Below are 26,736 nucleotides of genomic sequence, written 5' to 3'. Positions count from 1 at the left end.
GGCCCGCAATCTCGGCCCACATGGACACAGGACAGAAGATGCAAGAGCCCGCCATCACACCCGATCTGATTGCCGCACATGGGCTCAAGCCCGAGGAATACGACATGATCCTTGAGATCATCGGGCGTGAGCCGACCTTTACCGAGCTTGGCATCTTTTCAGCGATGTGGAACGAGCATTGTTCTTATAAGTCGTCCAAGAAATGGTTGCGCACCCTTCCGACCTCTGGCCCTCAGGTCATCTGCGGCCCAGGCGAGAATGCGGGTGTCGTCGATATCGGCGACGGCCAGGCCGTGGTGTTCAAGATGGAAAGCCACAACCACCCTTCGTATATCGAACCTTATCAGGGCGCGGCGACCGGCGTGGGCGGCATCCTGCGGGATGTTTTCACCATGGGCGCACGGCCCATCGCCTCGATGAACGCACTGTCCTTTGGCGAGCCGGGCCACCATAAGACGCGCCAATTGGTGAACGGAGTGGTCGAGGGGATTGGCGGCTACGGCAACTGCTTCGGTGTGCCTTGCGTGGGTGGCGAAGTTCGGTTCCACCCGGCCTATAACGGCAACTGCCTTGTGAACGCGTTTGCCGCTGGTCTGGCTGACAGTGACAAGATTTTCTACTCGGCCGCTTCGGGCGTTGGGATGCCCGTCGTCTATCTGGGCGCAAAAACCGGTCGTGACGGTGTGGGCGGAGCAACCATGGCATCGGCCGAATTCGATGACACCATCGAAGAAAAACGCCCCACCGTTCAGGTCGGCGACCCCTTCACCGAAAAGCGCCTGATGGAAGCAACGCTGGAACTGATGCAGACCGGTGCCGTGATCTCGATCCAGGACATGGGCGCGGCGGGCCTGACCTGTTCTGCCGTGGAAATGGGCGATAAGGGCGGCCTTGGCGTGCGCCTTGATCTGGAAAACGTACCTCAGCGCGAAGAGAACATGACAGCCTATGAAATGATGCTGTCGGAATCTCAGGAACGGATGCTGATGGTCCTCAAACCTGAGCTTGAGGCCGAGGCCCGCGCCGTGTTCGAAAAATGGGACCTCGATTTTGCCATCGTAGGCGAAACCATTGCCGAAGACCGTTTCCTGATCATGCACAATGGTGAGATCAAAGCCGATCTGGTCCTGTCTAAACTGTCCTCGACCGCGCCTGAATACGACCGCCCGTGGGAACCGACCCCTGAGTCCGCGCCACTGGAAGACGTACCACAGATCGATCCGATCGACGGTCTGCGCGCCCTGCTCTCTTCACCCAATTACGCAGGCAAACAATGGGTCTATGAGCAATACGACACCATGGTCATGGCGGATTCAACTCGCACGCCGGGTCTGGGCGCTGGCATGGTCCGCGTACATGGCACCGACAAGGTGCTAGCCTTTACCAGCGACGTAACCCCGCGCTATGTCCGTGCAAACCCGGTGGAAGGCGGAAAACAAGCGGTGGCCGAGGCCTATCGCAACCTGACCGCCGTGGGGGCCAAACCACTTGCCACCACAGACAACCTGAACTTCGGGAACCCCGAAAAGCCCGAGATCATGGGTCAGTTCGTCGGCGCGATCCAAGGTATCGGTGCCGCCGTTGGTGCGCTGGATATGCCCATCGTGTCGGGCAACGTCTCTCTTTATAACGAGACAGACGGTCAGGCGATCCTGCCAACCCCCACCATCGGCGCGGTTGGTCTTCTTGCTCATAGCGACGAGATCATCGGAAACGAGGTTCGGGATGGCCATGTTGCGCTGGTCATCGGCGAAACCAACGGCCATATGGGTCAGTCCGCCCTGCTGGCCGAGGTATTCAACCGCGAGGACGGAGACGCGCCGCACGTTGATCTGGCTGCAGAGGCGCGCAACGGGGAATTCATCCGTGCCAATCGCGAGATGATCAAAGCATGTACTGATCTGAGCGATGGAGGCCTTGCACTGGCTGCGTTTGAACTTGCTGAAGCTGCAGGCGTAGGCGTTTGCCTGGATGATGCATCATCCGAGTTCCTATTCGGCGAAGACCAGGCCCGTTATCTTGTGGCGTGCAACTTCGATCAAGCCGAGGCGCTGATGATCGCTGCCGGTCAGGCTGGTGTCCCGCTGGTCTCGGTTGGTCGATTTACCGGTGACAGCGTGAAGATCGGCAATTCCGAAGCTCCTTTGGCAGAACTGACCGAGACCTTCCGCCAGAGCTTTGCCGCCGCGGTCGCCTGATAAATCGTCTCTTCCGAATTCCAGAATTCCCGCGTCTTCCATAGGCGCGGGATTCGCGTATCTGAAAGATGCTCGACATCTTGCACGCCCGCTCTCATCACTCTACATCTTGGGAAAGACCTACAGGAGTGAACCTACATGCCGATGAGCGCCCACGAGATCGAAACCCTGCTGCGCGAAAGCTTTCCCAATGCGGAAATTCAGGTTGGTGGCAGCGATGGCGTGCACATGTCCGCCATGGTCGTGGACGAAAGCTTTCGCGGCAAAAACCGCGTTCAGCAACAGCGTGCGGTTTACGCCGCGCTGAAAGGCAAGATGGATGGATCTGATGGGGAATTGCACGCGCTGGCGTTGACGACGAAGGTACCTGAATGACACAGCACTACTTTCAAAAAAGCGCCTAAGTGGCTTTGAAAACATGAGTGGCTGGCCCTTCTGGATATCTCTTCTTGGTGCATTGATAGTTGTCGCCGCCCTCATCGAAGCCTATGTCAAACGCAACAGAAAACGAAAACTGTCGGATATGCGCCCTGACCCCGATACGCTTAGCAAGGTTGGGGGAATTGAACGATACGGGCTTGATCCGGTGACGCTTGCACAAGCAGAACACCGGCGGCTTGAAGAAGAAGGATGGGCACCTGAACTGCCCGATAACCGAACGACCGCCGCGCAAGCGGATGAAAAGGAAAAGCAAGATGAGCGACGTTAAGACCCAGATCGACGAAACCGTCAAAGCCAACGATGTGGTGCTTTACATGAAAGGCACCAAAGAGATGCCGCAGTGCGGGTTCTCATCCCGGGTGGCCGGTGTTCTGAATTACATGGGTGTCGAATACACCGATGTGAACGTTCTGGCTGACGAAGCTGTGCGCCAGGGCATCAAGGACTACTCCGACTGGCCAACCGTGCCTCAGCTTTATGTCAAAGGCGAGTTTGTCGGCGGTTGCGACATTATCACTGAAATGACGCTGTCGGGCGAGCTAGACACACTGTTCGATGAAAACAGTGTGGGCTACAACAAAGACGCTGCGGACAAAATCCGCGAAGCAAACGCGTAAGCTATCGGCTGCTACAGTCCTTGAACAATACGAGTTCCGGGGCTGTGTCGCCTTCGGCCTGATGGCTGATCGTGGCATCCCACCCCTTGGAGCGCAGGGTATATGTCCCTGCCCCTCCGACGGATTCATACCGGATGCCCGAGCCGCTTGGAACCTGTTTCATGGGGATCAACTGATCATCGATCATCATCGCAGCCGCCCCATCGCCATTTGAGGCGTTAAAGTAGGACACCGGCACTTGCGTGTTGTTTTCACAGGTAAACGTCACGGACAGAATGTCGATATCGGCCTTTGCCATCGTGCCAGTCAGCGAGACGACGGCCGCGCAAAAGGCCATTCGGGCGATCGGCATTAGGCCGTCCTTTCTTCAATGACTGCCGCCAGGGCTTCGGCGCGCGCCGCCATTTCAGCCAGCGTATCCGTGACAGATGGCGGCACTACCGCGACCTCGATCCGTTCAGGTTCCGGCTGCGGTTGGCTGCGGAGCCGCTTCAATTCGGTCTCCAATTCAACCAGCTTTGCCTCGGCCAGTTTCATGCGATCTTCATGCGCGGCTGCCTTGTCTGCCAACATGAGTCCCGCCATCAGCAGCATCCGCGATTCCGGCATACGTCCGATCTGGTCCGACAAAACCTGAGCCTCATCATCCAGCAGTCTGGCTGCCGCTTGCAGAAACGGTTCTTCTCCGTCCTGGCACGAGACATCAAAGCCGCGGCCACCGATATGAATGGTTACTTCGGGCATTATTCCACCTCTCCCTCGGCCAGATTGGCATGACTTAGCAATGGCTCAAGTCGAGCCAGGACCGCATGCGCTTCGGCTGCGTCCGACGCGCGCGCGGCACGTATGGCTTCTAATTCGGCTGTCGTGGCCCGGTTCAGCATGTCAGCATCCGTGACACCGTCCTCTGCGGCGGCGCGTAATTCATCGACAGCGCTCCGGAGCTGATCGTTTGCATTGCGAAGCCGTTGCAAATCATCATCCAACCGGGACATCGCGGCCCCATGGCTAGCCCGTTCCGCGCGCAGCATCTCAAGCTCGGCATTGAGTTCGGTTAACCGCTCGCTATCGACCAGTTCAGCCCGCAGACGCGCCAATTCGGCCTCCATCTCTTCCGCGCGATCCGCGATTGGGGTCAGTTTCTCGACCTGCGCGCGCAACGTATTGGCCTCTTCTGCGGCGCCCTGATGTGATCGCAGAGTCTCAATCTCAGCCTTCAAGCCCTCGACTTCGTCCGTGTTTTCAAGCGCAGCCTTGGCATCCGCCAACTCGGCCCGCGCAGCCTCAACCGTGGCGAGCTGAGAGGTCGCCTCGGCCAATTGCGCACGCAGCGCATCCACTTCCGAACTCGGTGCCGGTTGCGCACGTAGCGCGTCAATCTCTTGCGCGTGTCTCTCTTTGATCGTTTTCAGCCGTTCCTCAAGCTGGGCATTGGCCACCCGCTCTTCTTCAAGCGCCGTTCGCAGCGACGTGTCATCACCGGCTGCGGATCCAGCATCGTGCAAGGCCTCGACACCATTACCGATCCGCTCCATCGCGGTGATAATGCGGCGTTGTAGTTCTTCGATCTGACTCATGCCTGTGTCACCTCTTTATCAAGGTTCGTTCTGATATTCGCCTACCCGAATCAAAAGCGGCGGCGCTCAGCCCTAGTCTAACGGAATGCGACAGAAAATACCCACTGTTTGGTTTCAACCACTTGCACACCGCTCTTGAAGCGCCAATTCGGTGTGCCACGCGGTTCTGCTTGCACTTTGACAATCGGATGGTATTCAGCGCCCATCTGCCCGTAAACCAAAGGAACTACGCCCGTGGACCTGACTGCGCTGCGCAATGCCAACCCCGAACACTGGGACAAGGCTGCGGCCATCCGCACCCTGACCCTCGACGCTGTCGCCGCCGCCAATTCCGGCCATTCCGGTATGCCGATGGGCATGGCCGATGTTGCGACCGTATTGTTCGGAAAGCACCTCAAATTCGACGCCACTGCCCCGAACTGGCCGGACCGCGATCGGTTCATCCTATCGGCGGGTCACGGTTCGATGCTGGTCTATTCGCTGCTGTATCTCACCGGTCATGGCGATGTTACGCTGGAAGAGATCAAGAACTTCCGTCAATTGGGCGCCAAAACTGCCGGGCACCCTGAAAACTTCCTGATCGATGGTGTCGAAACCACTACCGGACCTTTGGGTCAGGGCATTTCGAATGCCGTTGGCTTTGCGATGGCCGAAGAAATTCAGCGTGCGCATTATGGCAAGAAGATCGTTGATCACTATACCTACGTGATTGCGGGCGACGGCTGCCTGATGGAAGGCGTCAGCCAAGAGGCGATCACTTTGGCCGGTCGCCACGAGCTGAGCAAGCTGATCGTCTTCTGGGATAACAACAACATCACCATCGACGGCACAGTCGACATCGCCGACCGCACCGATCAGGTGCGCCGTTTTGCGGCCTCGGGCTGGCATGTGCTTGAGATTGACGGCCACGACCCCAAGGCCATCGATGCGGCCATCGTGCAGGCGAAGAAGTCGAACAAACCGACGATGATTGCTTGTGAAAGCCACATTGCACTGGGGCACGCGGCGCAGGACACTTCAAAAGGCCATGGCGCTCTGACCGATCAGGATCAGTTGAACGCCGCCAAAGAAGCATATGACTGGCCGCATGATGCGTTCGTCATCCCTGCTGAGGTCAAAGCCGCTTGGGAGGCCATTGGTGCACGTGGCAAAGCCGAGCGCGCAGCGTGGGAGGAGCGTTTTGCGCAAGTCTCCGAACGTAAACAAGCCGAATTCAACCGCGCCTATGCGTTTGAGGCACCAAAGAAGCTGGCCGGCGCCATCCGGTCGTTCAAGAAACAGATGTCGGAAGACCAGCCAAAGCTGGCCACACGCGCCTCTTCAGAGAAGGTGTTGAATGTCGTTAACCCGATCATGCCCGAAACCATTGGCGGCTCGGCTGACCTGACTGGATCGAACAACACCAAATCGGCTGATATGGGCGTGTTCCTTCCGGAAAACCGCAAGGGTCGGTATATCCATTACGGCATTCGTGAACACGGTATGGCCGCTGCTATGAACGGTATGGCGCTGCATGGTGGCATTCGCCCATATGGCGGTACGTTCATGGCCTTCACCGACTATGCGCGGCCCTCGATGCGTTTGGCTGCACTTATGAAGATCCCGACGGTGTTCGTGATGACCCACGACTCGATTGGTCTGGGCGAAGACGGTCCGACGCACCAACCGGTGGAACATCTGGCGATCTCGCGCGCGACGCCGAACACTTATGTGTTCCGCCCCGCGGATACGATTGAGACCGCCGAAGCCTGGGAATTGGCGCTGACCTTCAAGGACAGCCCCTCGGTTTTGTCGCTGACCCGTCAAGGCGTGCCAACTGTTCGGACCCAGCACAAAGCCAAAAACCTGACCGCGCAAGGCGCTTATGTATTGGCTGACGCAGAAAACAAGCGTCAGGCGATTCTGATTGCCACAGGTTCCGAGGTTTCGCTGGCGATGGAAGCTAAAGCAATACTTGAGGCCGAAGGCATCGGCACTCGGGTCGTTTCCATGCCCTGTATGGAGCTGTTTGCCGAACAAGACGAAGCCTACCGCAAGCGCGTATTGCCTGCGGGAGCCGTCCGCGTCGGTATCGAGGCTGCGGTTCGCGCCGGAGGCTGGGACCGTTGGCTTCTGGGCGAGCGTGGTCGCGAGGCCAAGGCTGGGTTCATCGGCATGTCCAGCTTTGGTGCGTCGGCACCCGCCGGAGAGCTCTACAAGCATTTTGGCATCACGACCGAGGCAACAATCGCCAAGGTCAAAGAACTGCTGGGTTGAACCTACCCAAATAAGTCAGAAGGCCTCGGTTAAAACCGGGGCCTTTTTTGTTAGACGAAAATTATTACTGACTGCATACCATCAACAATTAGATCACCATCGGTGTTCCACATCCGCATGACCTGAGAGCTGTAGCCGTCATGTCCAGCTGTCAATTGATGTTCCATCAACCACCATCCATCGCGAGTATGAATATCTTCGGAGAGCACGTTGAAAATCCAGTTCATTGACGAGTTGTTTCCCGGCTTCTTCAATGTCGGGAATATGGCCGGTGGCAATAGGTCCGCAATCGCGATCAACCCTTCGATCCTATCGCGCATATCGGCATCATTATGGCGCGCCCAAACCTTCACATAGCCACGCTCTGCACCAGCAAATGGCCGCGCCCCGTCGATCAATCGAACGTCGAAGTTCTCAAGAAATGCGATGGGAAGTTTTGGCAAATCTGGCGGGAAATAGTGTTCTGTGATCTCTGGCTGTATCTCTGCCTTAGCCGGATGTTCGAACGCCACATGGCTGTCCTGTGCCTTGCCAAACGTAAATGTCCCAAGTGCGGCTGTATTCCCCTCAATCCTTGCTCGTGTATTGATCGTTGTGACATTCCGCCCATTGCGAAGCACCTCGGTTTCGATCAGCGGAGGTGAACCGATGGGCGCGGTAAAATTGATCAGGGCCGAGCGTAATGGCGGCAGAACATCGATCGCATTTCTCGCAGCAGCCAGCAGCAAGGCAGACGAGAAGCCGCCATATGTTGTGCGGCCTTGCATCCAGTTTGGCGGCACCGGAAACTGCAGCATCCCGTTCAACCGATCTGAACTGGCAAGGACTTGGGAAAGGCTGAGTTTAGTCATCGATCTCACACCGGATATGCTTCGATTGGAACTTACCCCGCTCTTACCGTTGTGCCAGATGAAACCTCACGTCACATGATCCTGATTTCAGTGTTTGTTCGCAGATCCCGAAATCGCGCTGATCGCGGGGGACAGCAGCTTGGTTGCCACCGGTATCAGCGCCAGCCCATAGGCCAGACCGAATACACCATCCATCGTCGCCTTCGCGATCCACTTTACCGCGCCTGCCCATTGTTCAGACACAGCATGACTCGCAGCATTTGCCCAGTCGTAAATGTGATGGCCCAGCCAGCCAAAGCTCAGGACCTCCATACCGTGGATCATAATCGACCCGCCGACCCACAGCATGGCAGCAGTACCAACGATAGATAGAACTTTCATGACAACGGGCATCGCTTTGACTAGGCCCCTTCCCGTTCCACGCCCTATCGGCGTCGGAGCGTTTTGCGCCAGGAACAGCCCGACATCATCCATTTTCACGATCAGAGCGACCGAGCCATAAACGGCGACGGTGACCCCAACGCCCACCACGGCCAGCGTCGCGGCTTGCATCCACACATTCGGCGCTTCAATGGCCGCCAAAGCGATGGTCATGATTTCAGCAGACAGGATAAAGTCAGTCTTGATCGCACCCTTCACCTTTTTTTCTTCCAGATGGCCAGGATCAGGATTTTTCATATCTTCGTCTATCACATGGCTCCCATGTGGAAACAGGACGTGAAAAATCTTCTCGGCCCCCTCGAAACACAGATATGAACCACCGAGCATAAGCAGCGGTGTGATCAACCAAGGCGCAAAATTGGCTAGTAGCAATGCCACTGGCAACAACAGAATGATCTTGTTGAAAATCGATCCGCGCGCGATGCGCCAGATGATCGGCAGTTCCCGCGCTGGGGCAAAACCCTGAACGTATTTGGGCGTCACGGCCGCATCGTCAATGATCACACCCGCAGTCTTGGCCCCAGCCTTGCCGGCAGCGGCCACCACATCGTCCACCGAAGCCGCCGCGACCTTTGCAATGCCCGCCACGTCGTCCAACAGGGCCAACAGACCACTCATCGCGCTTCCTTTCCATTCATCTGTTCGATCGGACCCTACCTGATCCAACGGCTAGCGCAAGCGTTAGCGCAATCGGCGCAGGTTTGCGCTAACACCTTAAAAATATGCCATTTTTGCCCTTTTGAGATTCAATATTCGCGGCTATATGGCCTGCAACGCAAGCGCATTTTTGGAGACGTCGGATGACCATCAAGGTCGGTATCAATGGTTTTGGCCGCATCGGCCGCTGTACTCTGTCGCACATCGCCGCATCGGCGCGCAACGACATCGAAGTGATCAAGGTCAACGCCACCGGCCCGCTGGAAACCTCGGCGCATCTGTTGAAATACGACAGCATCCATGGACGTTTCCCACGCGACGTCTCGGTCGAAGGCAACACCATGGATCTGGGTCGCGGCCCGATGGAGATGTTCTCGACCTACGATATGAACGAGCTGGACTGGGAAGGCTGCGATGTCGTTCTGGAATGCACCGGTAAATTCAACGACGGCCTGAAAGCCAAAACCCATCTTGAGCGCGGCGCTGGTAAGGTTCTGCTGTCGGCTCCCGGCAAAAATGTCGACAAGACCATCGTATTTGGTGTGAACCACAACAGCCTGACCGCAAACGACAATATGGTGTCGAACGGTTCTTGCACCACCAACTGCCTTGCTCCGCTTGCCAAGGTTCTGGACGAAGGTATCGGCATCGAGCATGGCATCATGACCACGATTCACGCCTATACCGGCGACCAACCGACGCTGGACCGTCGCCACAGCGATCTTTATCGCGCCCGCGCTGCCGCCATGTCGATGATCCCGACGTCCACTGGCGCCGCTGCAGCACTGGGAGAGGTTCTGCCGAACCTCAAAGGGCGCCTGGACGGCTCGGCCATCCGCGTGCCTACCCCGAATGTTTCGGCCGTTGACCTGTCTTTCCGCGCCTCGCGCGACGTCACTGTCGAAGAGGTCAACGCCATCGTCGAAGAGGCAGCGAAAGGCCCGATGCAGCGCGTTCTAGGGTATGAGCCCGCGCCGCTGGTTTCGACCGATTTCAACCACACCGAAGAAAGCTCGATCTTTGCGCCGGATCAGACCCGAGTTGTCGACAACCGAATGGTGCGCGTATTGGCATGGTATGACAACGAATGGGGATTCTCGGTGCGTATGGCGGATGTCGCCGTCGCGATGGGCCGCCTTAACTGACCCTTCGCACATCGCTTGTACCTTTATGCCCGCTCAGGTTATCTGAGCGGGCATTTACGTTCAGGGCGCAGAAATGACAAATCAAATCGCCATCTGGCTTGGAATCCTAATTCTGGGCGGTCTGATGCTGGACGTGGCACTATTCGGCACCGAACACCTGCTGTTCCTGGGCAAGAAGCTCTACGATTTCCTGGATTGGCTCGCCTTCTGGCGCTGACAGAGGTTTTTCTTGACTTTCGCGCCAATCTGGCTTTGTTAGCGCTAACCATCTATGGACCATGTTCTGACGGAGCGCATTATGACACTCAAGCTGGCAATCAATGGATTTGGACGGATCGGGCGCGGCGTTCTTCGGGCCGTCATGGAATCCGGACGTACTGATGTTGAAATCATCGCAATCAACGATCTGGCAAAGCCCGAAATGAACGCACATCTGTTCGAGTTCGACAGCGTGCATGGACGCTATTCCAATCCCGTAACTCTGACTGATGCAGGTCTGGACGTGGGTGCTGGGCCCATCCGGCTGACCAGCGAGCGTGATCCCGAAGCACTGGACTGGTCTGATGTGGATGTGGTTCTGGAATGCACCGGTGTTTTCCGGACCCGTGAAGCAGCTGAGCGGCACCTGAAAAACGGATCAAAGAAAGTGTTGATCTCGGCCCCTGCCCGTGGCGACGGCGGCGTGAAGACAGTCGTGTTCGGCGTGAACGATCATGAGTTAACCGCCGACGATATCGTTGTTTCCAATGCCTCGTGCACCACCAACTGCCTGTCGCCGGTCGCGGCGGCTTTGGACGCAGGACTAGGTATCAAACACGGCAACATGACCACAGTTCATGCATATACGGCCAGCCAACCGGTTCACGACACTGCGGGCAAAGACCCCTACCTGTCGCGCGCAGCTGCGCTGTCGATGATTCCGACGACAACTGGCGCGGCATCGGCTGTTGGTCTGGTTCTGCCGCAGCTTGCTGGTAAGTTGACCGGGCAAGCCATTCGTGTCCCCACGCCCAATGTCTCAGTCGTTGATCTGGTTGCTGAGGTTTCGCGACCGACGACCGAAGAAGAGGTCAATGCCCTCTTTGTAGAAGCCGCCGCCAAAATCCCCGGTGTGCTGGCGGCCGAGAATCGCCCCTTGATCTCGATCGATTTCAACCACGACTCGCATAGCTCGACGGTTTCACTGGCTGAAACCAAAGTAACTGACGGCACATTGGTTCGTGTGCTTGCATGGTACGACAACGAATGGGGCTTCTCGAACCGGATGCTGGACACTGCCGCCGCGATGGGCGCGCTATCCTAACCGCTCTTTCAAGGCGGAATTAACGCGGGGCGTGACGAATTTTGACACGTCCCCGTTCAATCTGGCGATTTCTTTGACCAGTTTCGACGCAATGGCTTGATGCCGTGCCTCTGCCATCAAGAACACGGTCTCAATCGAGTCGTCCAACGCGCGATTCATCCCAACCATCTGGAATTCATACTCGAAATCCGCAACCGCACGCAGTCCGCGCACGATGATCTGAGCGCCTACATCGCGGGCGCAATCGATCAACAGGTTTTCAAACGGATGCGCGACAATCTCGGTGCCAGTCTGCTCGGTTAGATGGGCGCATTCGGCCTCGATCATCGCGACACGTTCTTCCAAAGAAAACAGCGGGCCCTTGTCCCGGTTGATAGCAACACCAATGACGAGCTTATCCACCAGCGCAGCCGCGCGGCGAATAATGTCTATATGACCCATGGTGATAGGGTCGAAAGTACCGGGATATAATCCAACCCGCATTGGGCTCTCCAGCGCAACAATATTTCTGCGCAAGCAAACACAACTTTGCCGCAGGTGCAAGAGGCTGAAACAGCCCCCGCGTTCAGTGCCCCATGATCATGCCCTCAAGCGCGTCTTTTTCCATAGCAAGTTCAGCCAGTTGCGCCTTGACCGCATCACCCAGCGTAACGATGCCGACCAGTTTGCCATCTTCCAATACAGGCATGTGGCGAAATCGTCCTTCGGTCATCTGGGACAGGATAGACTCAACAGTATCCTGCTGGCTGGCGGTCACAAGTTGCTTGGTCATATAGTTGCTAACGGGTTTATCTAGGCACCCACTGCCGCTGGCAGCCAACTCGCGAACAATGTCTCGTTCGGATAAAATACCCGCTGCCGTCTGCCCCCCATCCTCGGAAATGACCACAGTACCAATCCGCTTTTCCGCAAGAATCTCCGCAGCCTGAGAAACGGATGCCGTTGGCTCGACCGTCTCCACACCGCCGCTGGCCTTGGATTTGAGAATGGCCTGTACAAGCATAAGCGAAAACCTCCGGAATTACGTACTGTTTTCCAAAGCGTTGCCGGAATGTGTGAATGTGTCAAGGTGAAGCTTCGCGCTCAAGCCGCGCTACTTCGTCCCGTATTCCGCGCGTCAACGCCTCGGCAAAGCGGTTCAACCGCTCATTGCGCTGATCACCCTGATGGCGGACCAGATAGAACCCCCGGGTCAGACTGACCTGATCCGTCAGGATTTTCTGCAATCCCCGATGGAACGGCAATGTGAAATCATGTGCCACGCAGACTCCTGTTCCCAGCGAAACTTGTCGCAGCTGAACAGAAACAGAGTTTGATGCAAGCGCGACACGTTCAACACCAATGTCGTTGAGATAGTCCAGCTCGCGGTCGAAAATCATGTCCGGAATATAGCCTATCATCCGATGCCCTTTTAGATCCTCGATGGATCGAATTTCGGCGTGACGACTCAGGTATTCCTTCGTTGCGACCATATGCAGCCGATAGTCGGATATCTTCTGCACCAGCAGTTTCCCTGCGGTGGGCGCACTGACTGTTACCGCCATGTCGGCCTCTCGCCGGGATAGGTTGATGATGCGCGGCAACGCCAGGATCTGAATGTCGAGATCAGGATTGGCATCGCTGATCTTGGCGCAGACCTGTGGCAACAGGTAATTGGCACTACCATCCGGGGCACCAATTCGGATCTGACCGCTTAGCGATTTGGCAGAGCCTGACATGACACCAGTCGCTGCGCGCATAGCTTCTTCCGCCTGCAGCCCATGCTCCATCAGGCGTTGTCCTGCAGTCGTCAACACATAGCCCTGCTGTGATTTCGTGAACAACACCGCGTCCAATGCCGCTTCGAGCCGCGCGATTCTGCGCCCGACAGTCGCCGGGTCTATCTTGAGAACCCGCCCCGCACCCGAAAGGCTTTCATCGCGCGCGACCGCCAGGAAAACCCGCAAATCATCCCAATTCGGCGTCATGTTCTACCCTTTGCATTTTTGCAAAACTGATTTGAAATATTGCCTCTGTTCAGGTGATTTTCGCAAGTCTATTCTTCGCGCAACTTAATCCGGAGGAGTTTGCAATGCAGAACCTGACCCATTTCATCAACGGCGAAAATGTCGCTGGCACATCTGGCCGCTTTGACAATGTATTCAACCCAGCAACGGGTGAAGTGCAGTACCAATGCCCGATGGCCAGTGTCGCCGAGACCACCGCTGCGATCGAAGACGCTGCAGCAGCTCAGGTCGCTTGGGGCGCAACCAACCCGCAGAAGCGCGCGCGCGTTATGATGGCGATGGTTGGCTTGATGAACCGCGACATGGACAAGCTGGCCGAGGCTCTCAGCCGGGAACATGGCAAGACCATTCCCGATGCGAAGGGTGACTTGCAGCGTGGTCTGGAAGTGATCGAGTACTGCATCGGCGCGCCCCAGATGCTGAAAGGTGAGTTCACCGACAGCGCGGGCCCGGGCATCGATATGTATTCGATGCGTCAGCCGCTGGGCGTGGTCGCTTCGATCATGCCATTCAACTTCCCCGCAATGATGCCGCTTTGGCACGTTGGCCCGGCACTGGCCTGCGGCAACGCAGTTGTTCTAAAGCCGTCCGAGCGCGACCCCTCTGTTCCATTGATGCTGGCAGAGCTGTTTGTCGAAGCTGGTCTGCCCAAGGGCGTGTTCCAAGTCGTAAACGGTGACAAAGAGGCCGTGGACACCCTGCTGGACAGCGAAATCATTCAGGGCGTGTCGTTCGTGGGTTCAACCCCGATCGCGCAGTACATCTATGCTCGTGCAACCGCCAACGGCAAACGCGCGCAGTGCTTCGGTGGCGCCAAGAACCACATGATCGTTATGCCTGACGCCGATCTGGATCAAGCTGCTGACGCGCTGGTCGGTGCGGGTTTTGGCGCGGCTGGCGAGCGCTGCATGGCGATCTCGGTTGCCGTTCCTGTGGGTGAAGAAACCGCAGACGCACTGATCGAAAAACTGATCCCGCGCGTAGAAAAGCTGAAAGTCGGCCCCTACACAGCGGGCGACGACGTAGACATGGGTCCGGTTGTTACTGCTGCCGCGAAAGAGCGTATCCTTGGCCTGATCAACTCGGGCGTTGAGCAGGGCGCGAAGCTGGTTGTCGACAACCGCGACTTCAGCCTGCAGGGCTATGAGGATGGCTTCTTTGTTGGCCCGCACCTGTTCGACAACGTCACTCCCGACATGGATATCTACAAGCAAGAGATCTTTGGCCCGGTCCTGTCGACCGTCCGCGCGGGTTCTTATGAAGAGGCGCTGAAACTGGCGATGGATCATGAATACGGCAACGGCACTGCGATCTTCACCCGCGACGGTGATACGGCGCGCGACTTTGCCAGCCGTGTGAACATCGGCATGGTCGGCATCAACGTTCCGATCCCGGTTCCGCTGGCCTACCACACTTTTGGCGGCTGGAAGAAATCGATGTTCGGCGACCTGAACCAGCACGGTCCAGACAGCTTCAAGTTCTACACCCGCACCAAAACAGTGACATCGCGCTGGCCGTCGGGCATCAAGGAAGGTGGCGAGTTCAACTTCAAAGCGATGGACTGATCATTCAGCTTACAAATCAGGAAACCCGGCCCTACATGGGTCGGGTTTTTTCGTGCCTGCGCCAGTTGCTGCCTGATCGCGTACCTCACAAGAAATTCAGAGGTCGCCCTCTGGAAAAAGCAGGCATTCACTAATATTTTATCGGTAATTCAACTATCCGAGCAGCTCATAACTCCCTGGAGGCAACCTTGTCCCAAAATCGTTTTACCCGTCGTCACGCCCTTTTGGGCGCTGCATCGCTGATTGCGGCCCCTGCTATCGTGCGTGCTCAAAGCACTGATGCTTTCCCACAGACCGAGGAAGCAATCAGCACGCAGCTTCCAGTACGTCGTAACGTTTCATCGTTCTCGCAGCAGAATTGGCAGGATCACTTTGACGAGTTGGGCGTCGGCGCATTGTTGGCCGATATCACCAGCCGGGCTGTTCATTACTGGGGGCCGGATGGAACCTACAAGCTGTACCCCAGTTCTGTCCCGATGAGCGAAGAGCTGACCAAGCGCGGCTATACCAAAGTCACACGCAAGGCGGAGAACCCAAGCTGGACACCAACCCCATCAATGCGCGAACGCGATCCCTCGTTGCCAATTCGCATGGAGGGTGGTGAACCTGGAAACCCATTGGGAACTCGCGCTATGTATCTTGGCTGGCCTGCCTACCTGGTTCACGGCACCTATGATACCCGCAAGATTGGACGTCAGAGCTCGTCCGGCTGTATTGGTCTCTATAACCAGCACGTTGAAGAGCTGTATCCGCTGGTAGAGGTCGGTACTCAGGTACGTTTGGTCTAAACGGCGAGTTTCTACACGAAACACAAAAAAGCCCCGTCCATCAGGAACGGGGCTTTTGTTTTCGTGAAGGTGGTAGATTTATTCGGGAATGATCACTTCGTCGACAACGTGAATGACGCCGTTGCTGGCTTCGATGTCGGCCTGCACAACTTTGGCACCATTAACTTTCACGCCATTTTTTGCGTTCACGCTTAGTCGGTCGCCTTGCACGGTCAGAACCTTCGCGCGCTTTCCTGCAATGTCGCCGGACATCACTTTGGCTGGCACGACATGGTAGGTCAGGATCGACACCAACTGGTCCTTGTTTTCCGGCAGAAGTAGGGTTTCAACAGTGCCTTCAGGCAGAGCTGCAAAAGCTTCATCCGTGGGTGCAAAGACGGTGAAGGGCCCATCGCCTTTCAGCGTATCAACCAGGCCCGCGGCCTGAACGGCAGCAACCAGGGTGTTGAATGACCCGGCAGCAACTGCGGTATCGACGATATCAGCGGCCTGTGCCTTGGCGGGCAGTGCAAGTGCAAATGCGGCGGCAGCGCCCATGAATGTGCGGCGGAACATGGCTGTTAACTCCTCTCCAGCTTGTTATGGAAAGGGTTACGGGCCTGGGTTCGAACCGGATCACACAGAAATCAATTTTCTTTGAGCTGAACCCAGATGCTCTGCGCACGGCCCTCTTCTAGAAACGGCAGCGTTGCGACGGCGTCGGGGCGATCCTGCTGCAGGTAATAACCGGGCCAAAGCATTGAATAGAAACCGGATTGCAGCAAGGCGTGCAACATGTACTGCTCACCCCATCCTGGGCAGTCATAGAAGAACCGTTTGGGGTATTCATAAGGCAGAAAAACATCGTGGACATGAATGACAACGCCGGGTTTCAGCGCCGGAATGATCCGACAGAATAGATGGGCGACATCGTTGCTCATCCGAACCACATGGCTTGAATCGATGAACAGAACATCCCCAGCCTCAAGCTGATCGAACAGCGCGGGATCTACTTCTTCCAGTCGCTTCTGCTCAAACTGATCGACGACATGGGCGATATCTGCGCGCGGGTACGGATCAATTGCCGTGATCGTCGTATCCAAACCACCATCTATGATCGCCTGCCGCGTCACGCGGGTAGAGTTCCCACAACCGACCTCGATCACGCGCTTGGGCTGAAAGCGGCGGATCATCAGGTAAAGCGCATCCGCATCCGGGCTATCGTAGTATCCATTGCCGGTGTGATACCCAGTCTGGTTTCGCGCCGGGTCCTTCAAAGCTGCAAGCGCATCGGCATGGCGCGTATACTCTTCGACAAGTTGCGCGATATCGAATCCGTCCATTCCCGGCGACAGGGCATAAGCGGGCCTGGTCAATCCCCCTGCCCGTTCGAACGCTTCCAGCCGCGCCCGTTCATCCTGTTCCGTAACCTTGTCGATCAGCTTGACGCCCAACTCATCCAGGGCTGCATTGATCTGCGGAAATTTTCTGGGTTTCACGAGGACGGCTCCACATTACGTTGCGCCCGCTCTTTACCTGTGCACGCAGGACTTCCGCAAGAACCGACAGGCCAAACCCTTGGCAAAACGCTAATTTCCGTATTCACTGATGTGAATTGACCAACGAGGGCCGCCATGCAGCAGGAATTCACGATCGGCATTGAAGAGGAATACCTGCTGGTCGATCAAGACAGTCTGCAGCTCGCCGAGGCGCCCGCAGCATTGATGGAAGCTTGTCAGGCAGATTTCGAAGGCCAGGTCAGCCCGGAATTTCTGCAGTGCCAGATCGAAGTCGGGACCCGCCCACATGCTACGATCAGATCGGCGCGCGAAGATCTAAAGCGCCTGCGTTCTTGTGTTTCAAAACGTGCAGCCGAGTATAATTTGGCTCCGATCGCGGTCTCTTGCCACCCGTTTGCGAACTGGAAAGACCAGCACCACACACGGAAAGAGCGCTACGACGCCCTGCAGCATGCTTTGGGCGGCGTGGCGCGGCGGATGCTGATCTGCGGAATGCATGTGCATGTGGGCGTCGAAGATCAAGCCTTGCGCGCCGACCTGGTACCCCAGCTTTCTTACTTCCTGCCCCATCTGCTGGCGTTGTCGACCTCGTCTCCTTATTGGAACGGCGAAGATACCGGGCTTTCCTCCTATAGGCTCACCGTGTTCGACAATCTGCCCCGGACCGGTCTGCCCCCGGTGTTCAGCAGTTGGGGCGAATACGAACGCACCACCGGCGTGCTGGTCGAACTCGGCGTGATCGAGGACACCTCTAAAATCTGGTGGGACCTACGTCCATCTCACCGGTTCCCTACCCTAGAAACACGCATCATGGACGTACAGCCAAGGCTTGAACATACGCTTTCGCTTGCAGCGCTAGTGCAGGCGCTGACCCGGATGCTGTGCCGCCTGAAAGACCGCAATCTTCGTTGGCGGCAATATGATAAGTTTCTGATCGGCGAAAACCGTTGGCGCGCGCAGCGCTACGGTGTGGGCGAAGGTCTGATCGATTTCGGTGATCGCTCAATCAAGCCGATGGCTGAACTGATCGGAGAGCTGATGGGCATGTTGGCCGAAGACACCGAGGCATTGGGCACCATGACCGAACTCGCCCGCCTTCGGCAGATCGCAGAAAATGGCACCTCCGCCACCCGCCAACGCCGTGTTTACGCTGAAGCTTTGGCGCGCGGGGATGATCCGGGCATGGCGGTGGTCAAGCACCTGATCGAGGAATTTCACGCCGACCTATAAAGTCAAATCGCCGCCAAAATCTCTTTGATCCGGTCCGCTACGGGTTCATACAAATCGCGATCCGTCCAGTATCCGTTATGCGAAAGCGGGTTCCACGACGTAAAGATTTTGCCCGCATTGATCGGCTTATCCTTCAAGGCCCCACTTTGAGCGAGCTGTTCATAGCTTGGCGCGCTTTTGCCCAAAGGAAAACCCAAAACATCATGCTTGTCATAGTAGTTTCGCCACCAGGTCGAAAACTGCAACGCAGGCGGCAGCGCGCGGTTCGGGGCCATGATCGGAAAAATCTCATTCTCGGGATATGCGAACAGAAAAATCGGAATATTGCACCCAAACGTCACGAGGCCAGCAACGGTTTTCATGTTTTCAACATCTGTCGGGTGAACCGGTGAACCACCCTGGCGCAGATGTCTTTGCATGTCATAAATATAGTTCGACATTATGTGCCCACCCAGCGAATGCGCCAGGATCAGTACAGGCCCCTGTGGTCCGACCTGGTATTTGACGACCCCCATCACATTCTCGATTTTTTTGTGGATCGCTTCATAGATCTTATCGCCATCATCCGGAGTTGGTCGGTAAGAAGCAGCATCCGACAGATTGCACACTACAAACTCGCGCAGCTTATCGTATCCAAGGCTGCGGTTGACCTTGCGCAGATATGCCTTTTGCCGCCCTTGCAGGATCTGTGCCCAGACCACCTCGTGCCAGATCACATCATCCATATCCGCGCCGACCCGGTTTGAAACGCGTCGTTTCAGCCCTTTGGAAAACGTTGGGGTCGTGGATGGGGGCTGGTTCTGAGGATTGTACTGGCTGCCCATGCCGTGAATCGCGATAACAGCAAGCTTGTGTGACGACATAAGAATACTCCGTAATGATCAAGAAAGCAGAATTCCCGCAGTATACCTCACCGTCCAGAAATCCCCTAAATCGCCGGGTTTGCCGTCATTGAAAAATTTCTGTAAGGATTGAAGAATAAAACGCTCGTTCAATTCTATAGCCATCAGGAAGCACACGTCATGGATTTCGCGCTGACCGAAGAACAAACGGCCATTTTCGACATGGCCTACGCCTTTGGCCAAGACCACATCGCCCCCTTCGCGCGTCAGTGGGAAGCAGACGGAACCATCCCCAAAGAGCTTTGGCCCAAAATCGGCGAACTAGGATTTGGTGGACTTTATGTCTCGGAAGAGGCTGGCGGTTCGGGTTTGACGCGATTGGATGCGACACTGGTGTTCGAAGCGTTATCGATGGCCTGCCCCTCGGTCGCGGCGTTCCTGTCGATTCACAACATGTGCGCCAAAATGCTGGACAGCTTTGGCAGTGACGATCTGAAGTACCGCATTATGCCAAGTATCCTCAGCCTCGAAACCGTCCTCAGCTACTGCCTGACGGAACCCGGATCGGGATCGGACGCTGCGGCGCTGAAAACGCGCGCTGAACGGACCAATGAAGGCTTCACGCTCAACGGCACAAAAGCGTTCATTTCCGGCGGCGGCTATTCGGATGCCTATGTCTGCATGGTGCGCACGGGTCAGGACGGTCCCAAGGGGATCTCGACGGTATATGTCGAAGACGGCACGCCGGGCCTGAGTTTCGGTGGTCTGGAACAGAAAATGGGTTGGAAAAGCCAGCCAACCGCGCAAGTTCAGTTTGACGATTGCAAAATTCCATCCGGCAATCTGGTCGGAGCTGAAGGCGACGGTTTCAAATACGCGATGATGGGGCTGGACGGTGGCCGCCTGAACATCGCCTCCTGCTCGCTGGGGGCAGCTCAGAACGGTCTGGACATGACGTTGCAGTATATGTCCGAGCGCAAGGCCTTTGGACAATCGATCGATCAGTTTCAAGCGCTGCAGTTCCGACTGGCAGATATGGAGATTGAGCTACAGGCGGCGCGCACATTCTTGCGTCAGGCAGCGTGGAAACTTGATCAGGGCGCACCGGACGCCACAAAATTCTGTGCGATGGCCAAGAAATTCGTAACAGAAACCGGATCGAAGGTTGTGGATCAGTGTCTGCAATTGCACGGCGGATATGGCTATCTGGCGGATTATGGCATCGAGAAACTGGTGCGGGATCTGCGCGTGCACCAAATTCTGGAAGGCACGAACGAGATCATGCGCGTGATCGTTGCGCGCCAGATGCTCTCCAATCGCTGAGGTCTTTGATGTCCGATATCGACATTCGCACCACAGGCCGTGCCGGGCGCATCACGCTGACACGACCACACGCCCTGAACGCCCTTAGCTATGAGATGTGCATGGCCATCGATACCGCTCTGCGCGACTGGCGTGAGGATGATCAAGTCGATCTGATCATTCTCGATGCCGAAGGCGACAAAGCCTTTTGCGCTGGCGGAGATATTGCCGAGCTTTATGCGACCGGCACCAAGGCGGACTATGCTTATGGCCAAACGTTTTGGCGCGACGAATACCGCCTGAATGCCTTGATTTTTGAGTACTCAAAACCAGTGGTCAGCTTCCTGCAAGGTTTCACCATGGGTGGCGGGGTTGGCATCGGGTGCCATGGCAGCCATCGAGTGGTTGGAGAAAGCTCAAAGATCGCGATGCCGGAATGCTCAATCGGGCTGGTTCCTGATGTGGGCGGATCGCTGATGTTGGCGCTGGCGCCGGGGCGTTTGGGCGAGTATCTGGGTACCACCGGCCACCGCATGGGGCCCGGAGATGCGATCTATGCCGGGTTTGCCGACCATTTCATTCCCCAAGAGCATTGGGCGGGGCTGATAGACCAGTTGGAAGCCTCTGGACGGGCGGAACTGGTGGATGAGCATGCAGTGCCCGCACCGGATAGCCCCTTGGCTGAAATGCAGGGCGAGATCGACAGGCTATTCAGCGGAGAAAGCCTTGGCGATATCCTGAACAGCTTGCGCAGCGATGACACAGAATTTTCGACGAAAATTCTCGGCACACTGCAGCGAAACTCTCCTATCTCCATGGCTTGTGCTGTCGAGATGTTGCATCGGCTGCGCGGAACCAACCTGACATTGCAAAAAGCGCTGGATCTGGAGTACCGGTTTACCTATCGCGCGATGGAGCATGGCGATTTTCTGGAAGGCATTCGCGCCCAGATCATCGACAAGGATCGCAACCCGAATTGGCAGTTTGCAGATTTGGATGTGCCTGCCGTCGCAGTGTCCAAGATGCTGCAGCCGCTCGGTGCGGATGCTTTAAGCTTTTCAGAGGAGTAAGGGATGAAAATCGCATTCATAGGGCTTGGCAACATGGGCGGCCCGATGGCGGCCAATCTGGCGCGCGCGGGCCATGACGTCATCGGCTTTGATCAAGTTGATGTCGCCATCGAAGGCGTGGCCATGGCGTCTTCCGGCGCTGCCGCTGCTTCGGAAGCCGACGTGGTTATCACCATGCTTCCCAACGGGCAAATTCTGCGCGCTGTGGCTGATGAAGTTGTCCCTGAAATGCAAGACGGCGCGGTTCTGATTGACTGCTCTACGGTCGATGTCGACAGCGCCCGCGCGGTGGCGCAGCAAGCTGCTCAGGCTGGTCTGCTATCAGTTGATGCACCTGTATCCGGCGGGATTGGTGGGGCCGCTGCAGGCACTTTGACCTTTATGGCCGGTGGATCTGACGCAGCTTTTGCCAAGGCGGCTCCGTTATTTGAAATCATGGGGCAAAAAGCGGTTCACTGCGGTGAAGCTGGCGCGGGTCAGGCCGCCAAAATCTGCAACAACATGATCCTCGGCGTGACGATGATCGCGACCTGCGAGGCATTTGCGCTTGCTGATAAATTGGGACTGGACCGGCAAAAGATGTTCGATGTGGTCAGCACCTCGTCAGGGTACAGCTGGACAATGAACGCCTATTGCCCTGCCCCAGGCGTTGGACCCGAAAGCCCATCCGACAATGACTATACCCCTGGTTTCGCCGCCGAGCTGATGTTGAAAGATCTACGTCTCAGCCAACAGGCTGCCGAAAGTGCGGACGCTGATACGCCCATGGGACAGGTTGCGACAAAGCTATATGAACAGTTTGTCGAACAAGAAAATGGCTTGGGTCGCGATTTCAGCGCCATGTTACCGCGATTTGAGAAGCGGTCCAGAGACTGAACAACCTAAGAACGCAGCGCTCTACGAAGCAACAGAGAAGAAAATTCGCAGCATTTTCTTCTCTCGCTCTGTTCCTATTCGGCAGCTACGGCTTGCCCATCCAGCATTGGCTTCAGATAACGCCCAGTGTGGCTACGCTCACATTCAGCGACGTCTTCGGGCGTACCCTCAGCCACAATCTGACCTCCGCCATCGCCACCTTCCGGGCCAATGTCGATTATCCAGTCGGCGGTTTTTACGACATCGAGATTATGTTCGATGACAACAACAGTATTTCCTTGGTCGACCAGTTCGTGCAGGACTTCCAATAGCTTACGCACGTCCTCGAAATGCAGACCCGTTGTGGGTTCGTCCAAAATATACAGCGTTCGACCCGTTGATCGCTTGCTCAGTTCTTTAGAGAGCTTTACACGCTGCGCCTCACCACCGGAGAGCGTGGTCGCCTGTTGACCAACTTTGATGTAGCCGAGCCCAACGCGAGCCAAGGCATCCATCTTGTCACGGATCGATGGCACCGCTTTAAAAAACTCCTGCGCATCTTCCACTGTCATATCAAGTACATCCGCGATGGACTTACCCTTGAATTTGATCTCAAGCGTCTCACGGTTGTATCGCGCGCCTTTACAGGTTTCGCAGGTGACATAAACATCAGGCAGAAAGTGCATCTCGATCTTGATGACGCCATCACCCTGACACGCTTCGCACCGGCCGCCTTTGACGTTAAAGCTGAACCGCCCGGGCTTGTATCCACGCGCTTTGGCTTCTGGCAACCCGGCAAACCAGTCTCGGATCGGGGTGAAAGCCCCGGTGTAAGTCGCTGGATTTGAACGTGGAGTCCGGCCAATGGGTCGCTGATCTATGTCGATCACCTTGTCCAGATGCTCTAGCCCTTTGATCGTTTCACAGGGCGCCGGTGTCTGGCGAGCGCCGTTCAACCGCATCGAGGCGGTTTTGAACAAAGTCTCAATCGTCAGCGTCGATTTTCCACCGCCAGACACACCGGTCACACAAACAAATTTTCCCAGCGGAAATTCGGCCGTAACGTTCTTGAGGTTGTTTCCCGTCGCCTTAACAACGGCTACTTTTTGCTTCTTACCCTTTCGCCGCTCAACCGGCACCGGGATCTCGCGCGTGCCCGAAAGATATTGACCGGTGATCGAGGCCGCATCGCCGGCGATATGCTCGGGCGTACCGTGGCTGACCACCTGTCCCCCATGCACTCCTGCACCGGGACCGATATCAAACACATAATCCGCCTCGCGAATGGCCTCTTCGTCATGTTCAACGACGATGACCGTGTTGCCCTGGTCACGCAAATTCTTGAGCGTTCCCAGCAGACGATCATTGTCGCGTTGGTGCAGACCAATCGATGGCTCGTCGAGTACATACAATACCCCGGTCAGGCCCGAGCCGATCTGGCTCGCCAGACGGATACGCTGACTTTCACCTCCGGACAGGGTACCACTTGAACGAGACATCGTAAGATACTCTAATCCAACATTATTCAAAAAACCCAACCGCTCGCGAATTTCCTTGAGAATTGCGCGCGCGATCTCGTTCTTTTGTGCGCTCAGATGATTTGGGGCATCCTCGACCCAGGCCAACGCCTCGCGGATCGACATTTCGACGACCTGTCCAACGTGCAAACCCGCAATTTTGACGGCCAGCGCCTCAGCACGCAGACGGTAGCCTTTGCATGTGCCGCAGGGTCGGTTGTTTTGATAGCGCTCGAATTCTTCGCGAATCCAGGCGCTGTCAGTCTCGCGATAGCGGCGCTCCATGTTGGGGATGACGCCTTCAAAGCTTCGGGTAACCTGATAGACGCGGCCACCTTCATCATAACGGAACTGGATCTCTTCATCACCAGACCCGCGCAGAAACACCTGCTGGACTTTCTTGGGCAAGTCCTTCCAGGGAGTGTTCTTGTCAAACTCGTAATGTCGCGCGATAGCTTCGATCGTTTGCAGAAAATAGGGTGATTTACCCTTCCGCCAGGGCGCAAGCGCCCCGTCATAGAGTTTCAATGTCTGGTCCGGCACGACCAGACGTTCATCAAAGAACAGTTCGACCCCAAGCCCGTCGCAATCGGGGCAAGCCCCAAAGGGCGCGTTGAATGAGAACAGGCGCGGCTCGATCTCGGGGATGGTGAACCCACTGACCGGGCAGGCAAAATTCTCACTGAATGTGATGCGTTCCGGGTCGCCCTCCTTCGGTGCGGTTTCGAGGATTGCGATCCCGTCCGCCAGATCCAGTGCGGTCCTTAGGCTGTCGGCCAGGCGTGTTTCCATGCCCTCTCGTACCACCAGACGATCGACAACGACGTCGATATCGTGGCGGAACTTCTTGTCCAGCGTCGGCGGCTCATCCAATTCATAGAACTCACCATCTACCTTGACGCGTTGAAAACCCTGCTTGCGCAGCTCAAGGAACTCTTTCCGATATTCACCCTTCCGATCACGAACGATGGGGGCCAGCAGATAGCCGCGCGTGCCCTCCTCCATCGTCATGATCCGGTCGACCATGTCCTGCACCTGCTGTGCCTCAATCGGCAATCCTGTGGCCGGGCTGTAAGGCGTACCAGCACGGGCAAAGAGCAAGCGCAGATAGTCGTAGATCTCGGTTACGGTGCCCACGGTCGAACGCGGGTTTTTTGAGGTCGTCTTCTGCTCGATCGAAATCGCGGGGCTTAGTCCGCTAATGTGATCCACATCGGGCTTCTCCATCATATCGAGGAACTGGCGCGCATAGGCCGACAGGCTTTCGACATAGCGGCGCTGCCCTTCGGCATAGATCGTATCAAATGCCAAAGAAGACTTACCCGAGCCCGACAGGCCAGTGATCACCACCAGCTGATCCCGTGGGATGTCGACATCAATGCTCTTGAGGTTATGCTCGCGCGCACCGCGCACCTCGATATTCTTCAGCTCAGCCATTCAGGCCCCCAACAACCAACGTCACTCAGAGATAGGCGAGAGCGGCTGAGTCTCCAACCAAAAAATTAGAACAAAGTAAGAACAGGCGATTTTTCGACACTCGGCTTAAGCACTGGTTTTCTTAGCCAGAGCCCATGCGCAGATTGGAAAATCGGGATCGTTCTCCAAATTGTCTGTCTCAGGGTCATAAACAGGAGGCCATTCAAGTTCGAGATTGCGCAAAGCGGCATGCCGATTGCCCCACTGTTCGGCCCGGATGAGATCCGGGTCGAACCCACACTCAGTGAGCAGGTTTTTCAATCCGCGCGCAGACCAGCGCGAACAGTCATGCGGAGCAGCGTGAAACGGAATGAAGAACGGGACGGCCAGCCAGAAATACCCTCCGGGCCTTAGCATCTCTAGCACGTTCAGCGTGGCTTCAACCGGGCGATCCAAGTGCTCCCACACCTGATTGGCCAAAACCAGATCGACCTTTCGCACCTGCTGTTGTTTGTTCAGAACGGGTCCGGTGCAGATATCATGTTGCTTATGCCAAATCTGTTCATAGCTGCAAAATCCAAATTGCTTACCCCACGAACCAGAAATCTCAATGACATCAAGTGTTTCCGGCTTCAGGCCGCGGACCCACTGCCGGCTGCGCCGTGCCATGATAACTCGATTTAGACTGGTCACTGCTTGCCCCTGATGTTTTGCAGGCAATAAATCATAAGATCAGTAAGATGTCGGCACAAAAAAACGCCCACAAGGGCGTATGACTTTCTAAATCGAAGGAAAATGGCGCGGTTGACGGGGCTCGAACCCGCGACCCCCGGCGTGACAGGCCGGTACTCTAACCAACTGAGCTACAACCGCGCATTTAGGGTCTATGTGCGATCCGTTTGCCCGGATCAAAGGCTGGCAGCGATGGCGCGGTTGACGGGGCTCGAACCCGCGACCCCCGGCGTGACAGGCCGGTACTCTAACCAACTGAGCTACAACCGCCCACTGCCCGTTCATCTCTGAACGTTGGGGTGTATTATGGCTACACCCCGGCATCGTCAAGCGGCGTTTTCAAGTTTTTTGCTCGAACCTGATTTTTTCCGATCTATACGACTTGGCGGGCAATGTGTGAAAACCGGATTTCGTCTGACGCGCTGCAA

At 56.3% G+C, this 26,736-nt stretch carries 27 protein-coding genes and 2 tRNA genes; 14 read left to right on the top strand and 15 right to left on the bottom strand.

Annotated elements, in window-relative coordinates; translation table 11 throughout:
- Window positions 1-38 precede the first annotated feature (38 nt).
- The 4 genes from purL (at window position 39) to grxD (ending at window position 3,256) form a co-directional block, all read left to right on the top strand.
- Window positions 39-2,198 (top strand): phosphoribosylformylglycinamidine synthase subunit PurL, encoded by a 2,160-nt coding sequence (gene purL, locus ACR0I1_RS01920; RefSeq protein ID WP_170393178.1) that lies wholly within the window; start codon window positions 39-41, stop codon window positions 2,196-2,198.
- A 138-nt stretch (window positions 2,199-2,336) separates the two neighbouring features.
- A complete protein-coding gene (locus ACR0I1_RS01915) occupies window positions 2,337-2,573 on the top strand; it encodes a BolA/IbaG family iron-sulfur metabolism protein (protein WP_170393179.1) in 237 nt (78 codons plus the stop codon).
- 43 nt (window positions 2,574-2,616) lie between these two features.
- Window positions 2,617-2,907, top strand: a complete 291-nt coding sequence (locus tag ACR0I1_RS01910) for a hypothetical protein (RefSeq protein ID WP_170393180.1) — start codon at window positions 2,617-2,619, stop codon at window positions 2,905-2,907.
- Window positions 2,894-3,256, top strand: a complete 363-nt coding sequence (grxD, locus tag ACR0I1_RS01905; RefSeq protein WP_170393181.1) for a Grx4 family monothiol glutaredoxin — start codon at window positions 2,894-2,896, stop codon at window positions 3,254-3,256. Before ACR0I1_RS01910 ends, grxD begins: the two co-directional genes overlap by 14 nt.
- Window position 3,257: 1 nt before the next feature.
- Here the strand turns inward: grxD and ACR0I1_RS01900 are convergent, their stop codons facing one another.
- From ACR0I1_RS01900 to ACR0I1_RS01890, 3 genes are read right to left on the bottom strand one after another with little or no spacing between them, the layout of a single operon-like run.
- Window positions 3,258-3,608: an MliC family protein gene (locus tag ACR0I1_RS01900; protein ID WP_170405544.1), complete on the bottom strand. Its 351-nt coding sequence runs from the start codon at window positions 3,606-3,608 to the stop codon at window positions 3,258-3,260.
- Window positions 3,608-4,000 carry a cell division protein ZapA gene (locus ACR0I1_RS01895; RefSeq protein WP_170393183.1) on the bottom strand — a complete coding sequence of 131 codons (393 nt, stop codon included), beginning with the start codon at window positions 3,998-4,000 and terminating at the stop codon, window positions 3,608-3,610. The genes ACR0I1_RS01900 and ACR0I1_RS01895 overlap by 1 nt, the downstream gene beginning before the upstream one ends.
- Window positions 4,000-4,833, bottom strand: a complete 834-nt coding sequence (locus ACR0I1_RS01890) for a coiled-coil domain-containing protein (protein ID WP_170393184.1) — start codon at window positions 4,831-4,833, stop codon at window positions 4,000-4,002. The genes ACR0I1_RS01895 and ACR0I1_RS01890 overlap by 1 nt, the downstream gene beginning before the upstream one ends.
- A 234-nt stretch (window positions 4,834-5,067) precedes the next feature.
- On the opposite strand from ACR0I1_RS01890, the gene tkt reads away from it, so the two are divergent.
- Window positions 5,068-7,089: a transketolase gene (gene tkt / locus ACR0I1_RS01885; protein ID WP_480704729.1), complete on the top strand. Its 2,022-nt coding sequence runs from the start codon at window positions 5,068-5,070 to the stop codon at window positions 7,087-7,089.
- Window positions 7,090-7,139: 50 nt separating this feature from the next.
- Here the strand turns inward: tkt and ACR0I1_RS01880 are convergent, their stop codons facing one another.
- Together ACR0I1_RS01880 and ACR0I1_RS01875 are read right to left on the bottom strand one after the other, a co-directional pair.
- Window positions 7,140-7,940 carry a thioesterase family protein gene (locus ACR0I1_RS01880; protein ID WP_170421417.1) on the bottom strand — a complete coding sequence of 267 codons (801 nt, stop codon included), beginning with the start codon at window positions 7,938-7,940 and terminating at the stop codon, window positions 7,140-7,142.
- 87 nt (window positions 7,941-8,027) lie between these two features.
- Entirely contained in the window at window positions 8,028-8,999 is a 972-nt protein-coding gene (locus ACR0I1_RS01875) for a DUF808 domain-containing protein (RefSeq protein ID WP_480704727.1), read from the bottom strand.
- A gap of 182 nt (window positions 9,000-9,181) precedes the next feature.
- Here ACR0I1_RS01875 and gap (ACR0I1_RS01870) point away from each other — a divergent pair, with 182 nt between their 5' ends.
- The 3 genes from gap (ACR0I1_RS01870) (at window position 9,182) to gap (ACR0I1_RS01860) (ending at window position 11,486) form a co-directional block, all read left to right on the top strand.
- On the top strand, window positions 9,182-10,183 hold the full coding sequence (gap, locus tag ACR0I1_RS01870) for a type I glyceraldehyde-3-phosphate dehydrogenase (protein WP_170393188.1): 1,002 nt from the start codon (window positions 9,182-9,184) through the stop codon (window positions 10,181-10,183).
- Between the two features lie 73 nt (window positions 10,184-10,256).
- Window positions 10,257-10,400: a hypothetical protein gene (locus ACR0I1_RS01865; RefSeq protein ID WP_010439846.1), complete on the top strand. Its 144-nt coding sequence runs from the start codon at window positions 10,257-10,259 to the stop codon at window positions 10,398-10,400.
- 81 nt (window positions 10,401-10,481) lie between these two features.
- Window positions 10,482-11,486 (top strand): type I glyceraldehyde-3-phosphate dehydrogenase, encoded by a 1,005-nt coding sequence (gene gap / locus ACR0I1_RS01860; RefSeq protein ID WP_170393189.1) that lies wholly within the window; start codon window positions 10,482-10,484, stop codon window positions 11,484-11,486.
- Here the strand turns inward: gap (ACR0I1_RS01860) and coaD are convergent.
- The 3 genes from coaD to ACR0I1_RS01845 all read right to left on the bottom strand — a co-directional run bounded on the left by coaD (window position 11,478) and on the right by ACR0I1_RS01845 (window position 13,453).
- Window positions 11,478-11,969, bottom strand: a complete 492-nt coding sequence (gene coaD, locus ACR0I1_RS01855; protein ID WP_170393190.1) for a pantetheine-phosphate adenylyltransferase — start codon at window positions 11,967-11,969, stop codon at window positions 11,478-11,480. The two genes, gap (ACR0I1_RS01860) and coaD, sit on opposite strands and share 9 nt — an antisense overlap.
- Window positions 11,970-12,051: 82 nt before the next feature.
- On the bottom strand, window positions 12,052-12,489 hold the full coding sequence (locus ACR0I1_RS01850; protein WP_170405529.1) for a CBS domain-containing protein: 438 nt from the start codon (window positions 12,487-12,489) through the stop codon (window positions 12,052-12,054).
- 61 nt (window positions 12,490-12,550) lie between these two features.
- On the bottom strand, window positions 12,551-13,453 hold the full coding sequence (locus ACR0I1_RS01845; protein ID WP_170405527.1) for a LysR family transcriptional regulator: 903 nt from the start codon (window positions 13,451-13,453) through the stop codon (window positions 12,551-12,553).
- A gap of 104 nt (window positions 13,454-13,557) precedes the next feature.
- Here ACR0I1_RS01845 and ACR0I1_RS01840 point away from each other — a divergent pair, with 104 nt between their 5' ends.
- Window positions 13,558-15,057, top strand: a complete 1,500-nt coding sequence (locus ACR0I1_RS01840; protein ID WP_170421406.1) for a CoA-acylating methylmalonate-semialdehyde dehydrogenase — start codon at window positions 13,558-13,560, stop codon at window positions 15,055-15,057.
- 188 nt (window positions 15,058-15,245) lie between these two features.
- Complete coding sequence (locus tag ACR0I1_RS01835; protein WP_480704725.1) at window positions 15,246-15,845, top strand: L,D-transpeptidase; 600 nt, start codon at window positions 15,246-15,248, stop codon at window positions 15,843-15,845.
- A 78-nt stretch (window positions 15,846-15,923) separates the two neighbouring features.
- Here ACR0I1_RS01835 and ACR0I1_RS01830 read toward each other — a convergent pair whose 3' ends face one another.
- Window positions 15,924-16,400, bottom strand: coding sequence for a fasciclin domain-containing protein (locus tag ACR0I1_RS01830; protein ID WP_480704723.1), 477 nt, complete (start codon window positions 16,398-16,400; stop codon window positions 15,924-15,926).
- A gap of 71 nt (window positions 16,401-16,471) precedes the next feature.
- Window positions 16,472-17,323: a class I SAM-dependent methyltransferase gene (locus ACR0I1_RS01825; RefSeq protein WP_480704721.1), complete on the bottom strand. Its 852-nt coding sequence runs from the start codon at window positions 17,321-17,323 to the stop codon at window positions 16,472-16,474.
- A 135-nt stretch (window positions 17,324-17,458) separates the two neighbouring features.
- Here ACR0I1_RS01825 and ACR0I1_RS01820 point away from each other — a divergent pair, with 135 nt between their 5' ends.
- Window positions 17,459-18,574: a carboxylate-amine ligase gene (locus tag ACR0I1_RS01820; protein WP_170610460.1), complete on the top strand. Its 1,116-nt coding sequence runs from the start codon at window positions 17,459-17,461 to the stop codon at window positions 18,572-18,574.
- A 2-nt stretch (window positions 18,575-18,576) separates the two neighbouring features.
- On the opposite strand, the gene ACR0I1_RS01815 is transcribed toward ACR0I1_RS01820, so the two are convergent.
- A complete protein-coding gene (locus ACR0I1_RS01815; RefSeq protein ID WP_480704719.1) occupies window positions 18,577-19,437 on the bottom strand; it encodes a hypothetical protein in 861 nt (286 codons plus the stop codon).
- 159 nt (window positions 19,438-19,596) lie between these two features.
- On the opposite strand from ACR0I1_RS01815, the gene ACR0I1_RS01810 reads away from it, so the two are divergent.
- Genes ACR0I1_RS01810 through mmsB form a run of 3 tightly spaced genes read left to right on the top strand, consistent with a single transcriptional unit; the run spans window position 19,597 to window position 22,664 of the window.
- The gene (locus tag ACR0I1_RS01810) at window positions 19,597-20,739 is read left to right on the top strand and encodes an acyl-CoA dehydrogenase family protein (RefSeq protein ID WP_480704717.1); all 1,143 of its coding nucleotides are present in this window, start codon (window positions 19,597-19,599) and stop codon (window positions 20,737-20,739) included.
- 8 nt (window positions 20,740-20,747) lie between these two features.
- A complete protein-coding gene (locus tag ACR0I1_RS01805) occupies window positions 20,748-21,788 on the top strand; it encodes an enoyl-CoA hydratase/isomerase family protein (RefSeq protein WP_480704715.1) in 1,041 nt (346 codons plus the stop codon).
- A gap of 3 nt (window positions 21,789-21,791) precedes the next feature.
- Entirely contained in the window at window positions 21,792-22,664 is an 873-nt protein-coding gene (gene mmsB / locus ACR0I1_RS01800) for a 3-hydroxyisobutyrate dehydrogenase (protein ID WP_480704713.1), read from the top strand.
- A 74-nt stretch (window positions 22,665-22,738) separates the two neighbouring features.
- Here the strand turns inward: mmsB and uvrA are convergent, their stop codons facing one another.
- From uvrA to ACR0I1_RS01780, 4 genes are all read right to left on the bottom strand, one after another.
- Window positions 22,739-25,597: an excinuclease ABC subunit UvrA gene (gene uvrA / locus ACR0I1_RS01795; RefSeq protein ID WP_480704711.1), complete on the bottom strand. Its 2,859-nt coding sequence runs from the start codon at window positions 25,595-25,597 to the stop codon at window positions 22,739-22,741.
- Window positions 25,598-25,702: 105 nt separating this feature from the next.
- A complete protein-coding gene (locus ACR0I1_RS01790) occupies window positions 25,703-26,245 on the bottom strand; it encodes a methyltransferase domain-containing protein (RefSeq protein ID WP_480459362.1) in 543 nt (180 codons plus the stop codon).
- Between the two features lie 127 nt (window positions 26,246-26,372).
- Window positions 26,373-26,449: transfer RNA gene (locus ACR0I1_RS01785), tRNA-Asp, on the bottom strand.
- A 52-nt stretch (window positions 26,450-26,501) separates the two neighbouring features.
- Window positions 26,502-26,578, bottom strand: a tRNA-Asp gene (locus tag ACR0I1_RS01780).
- Window positions 26,579-26,736 lie beyond the last annotated feature (158 nt).

The organism is Ruegeria sp. B11, from assembly GCF_056539785.1.
The sequence above is the reverse complement of the archived record's forward strand: the minus strand, read 5'-3'. Positions and strand labels throughout refer to the sequence as shown.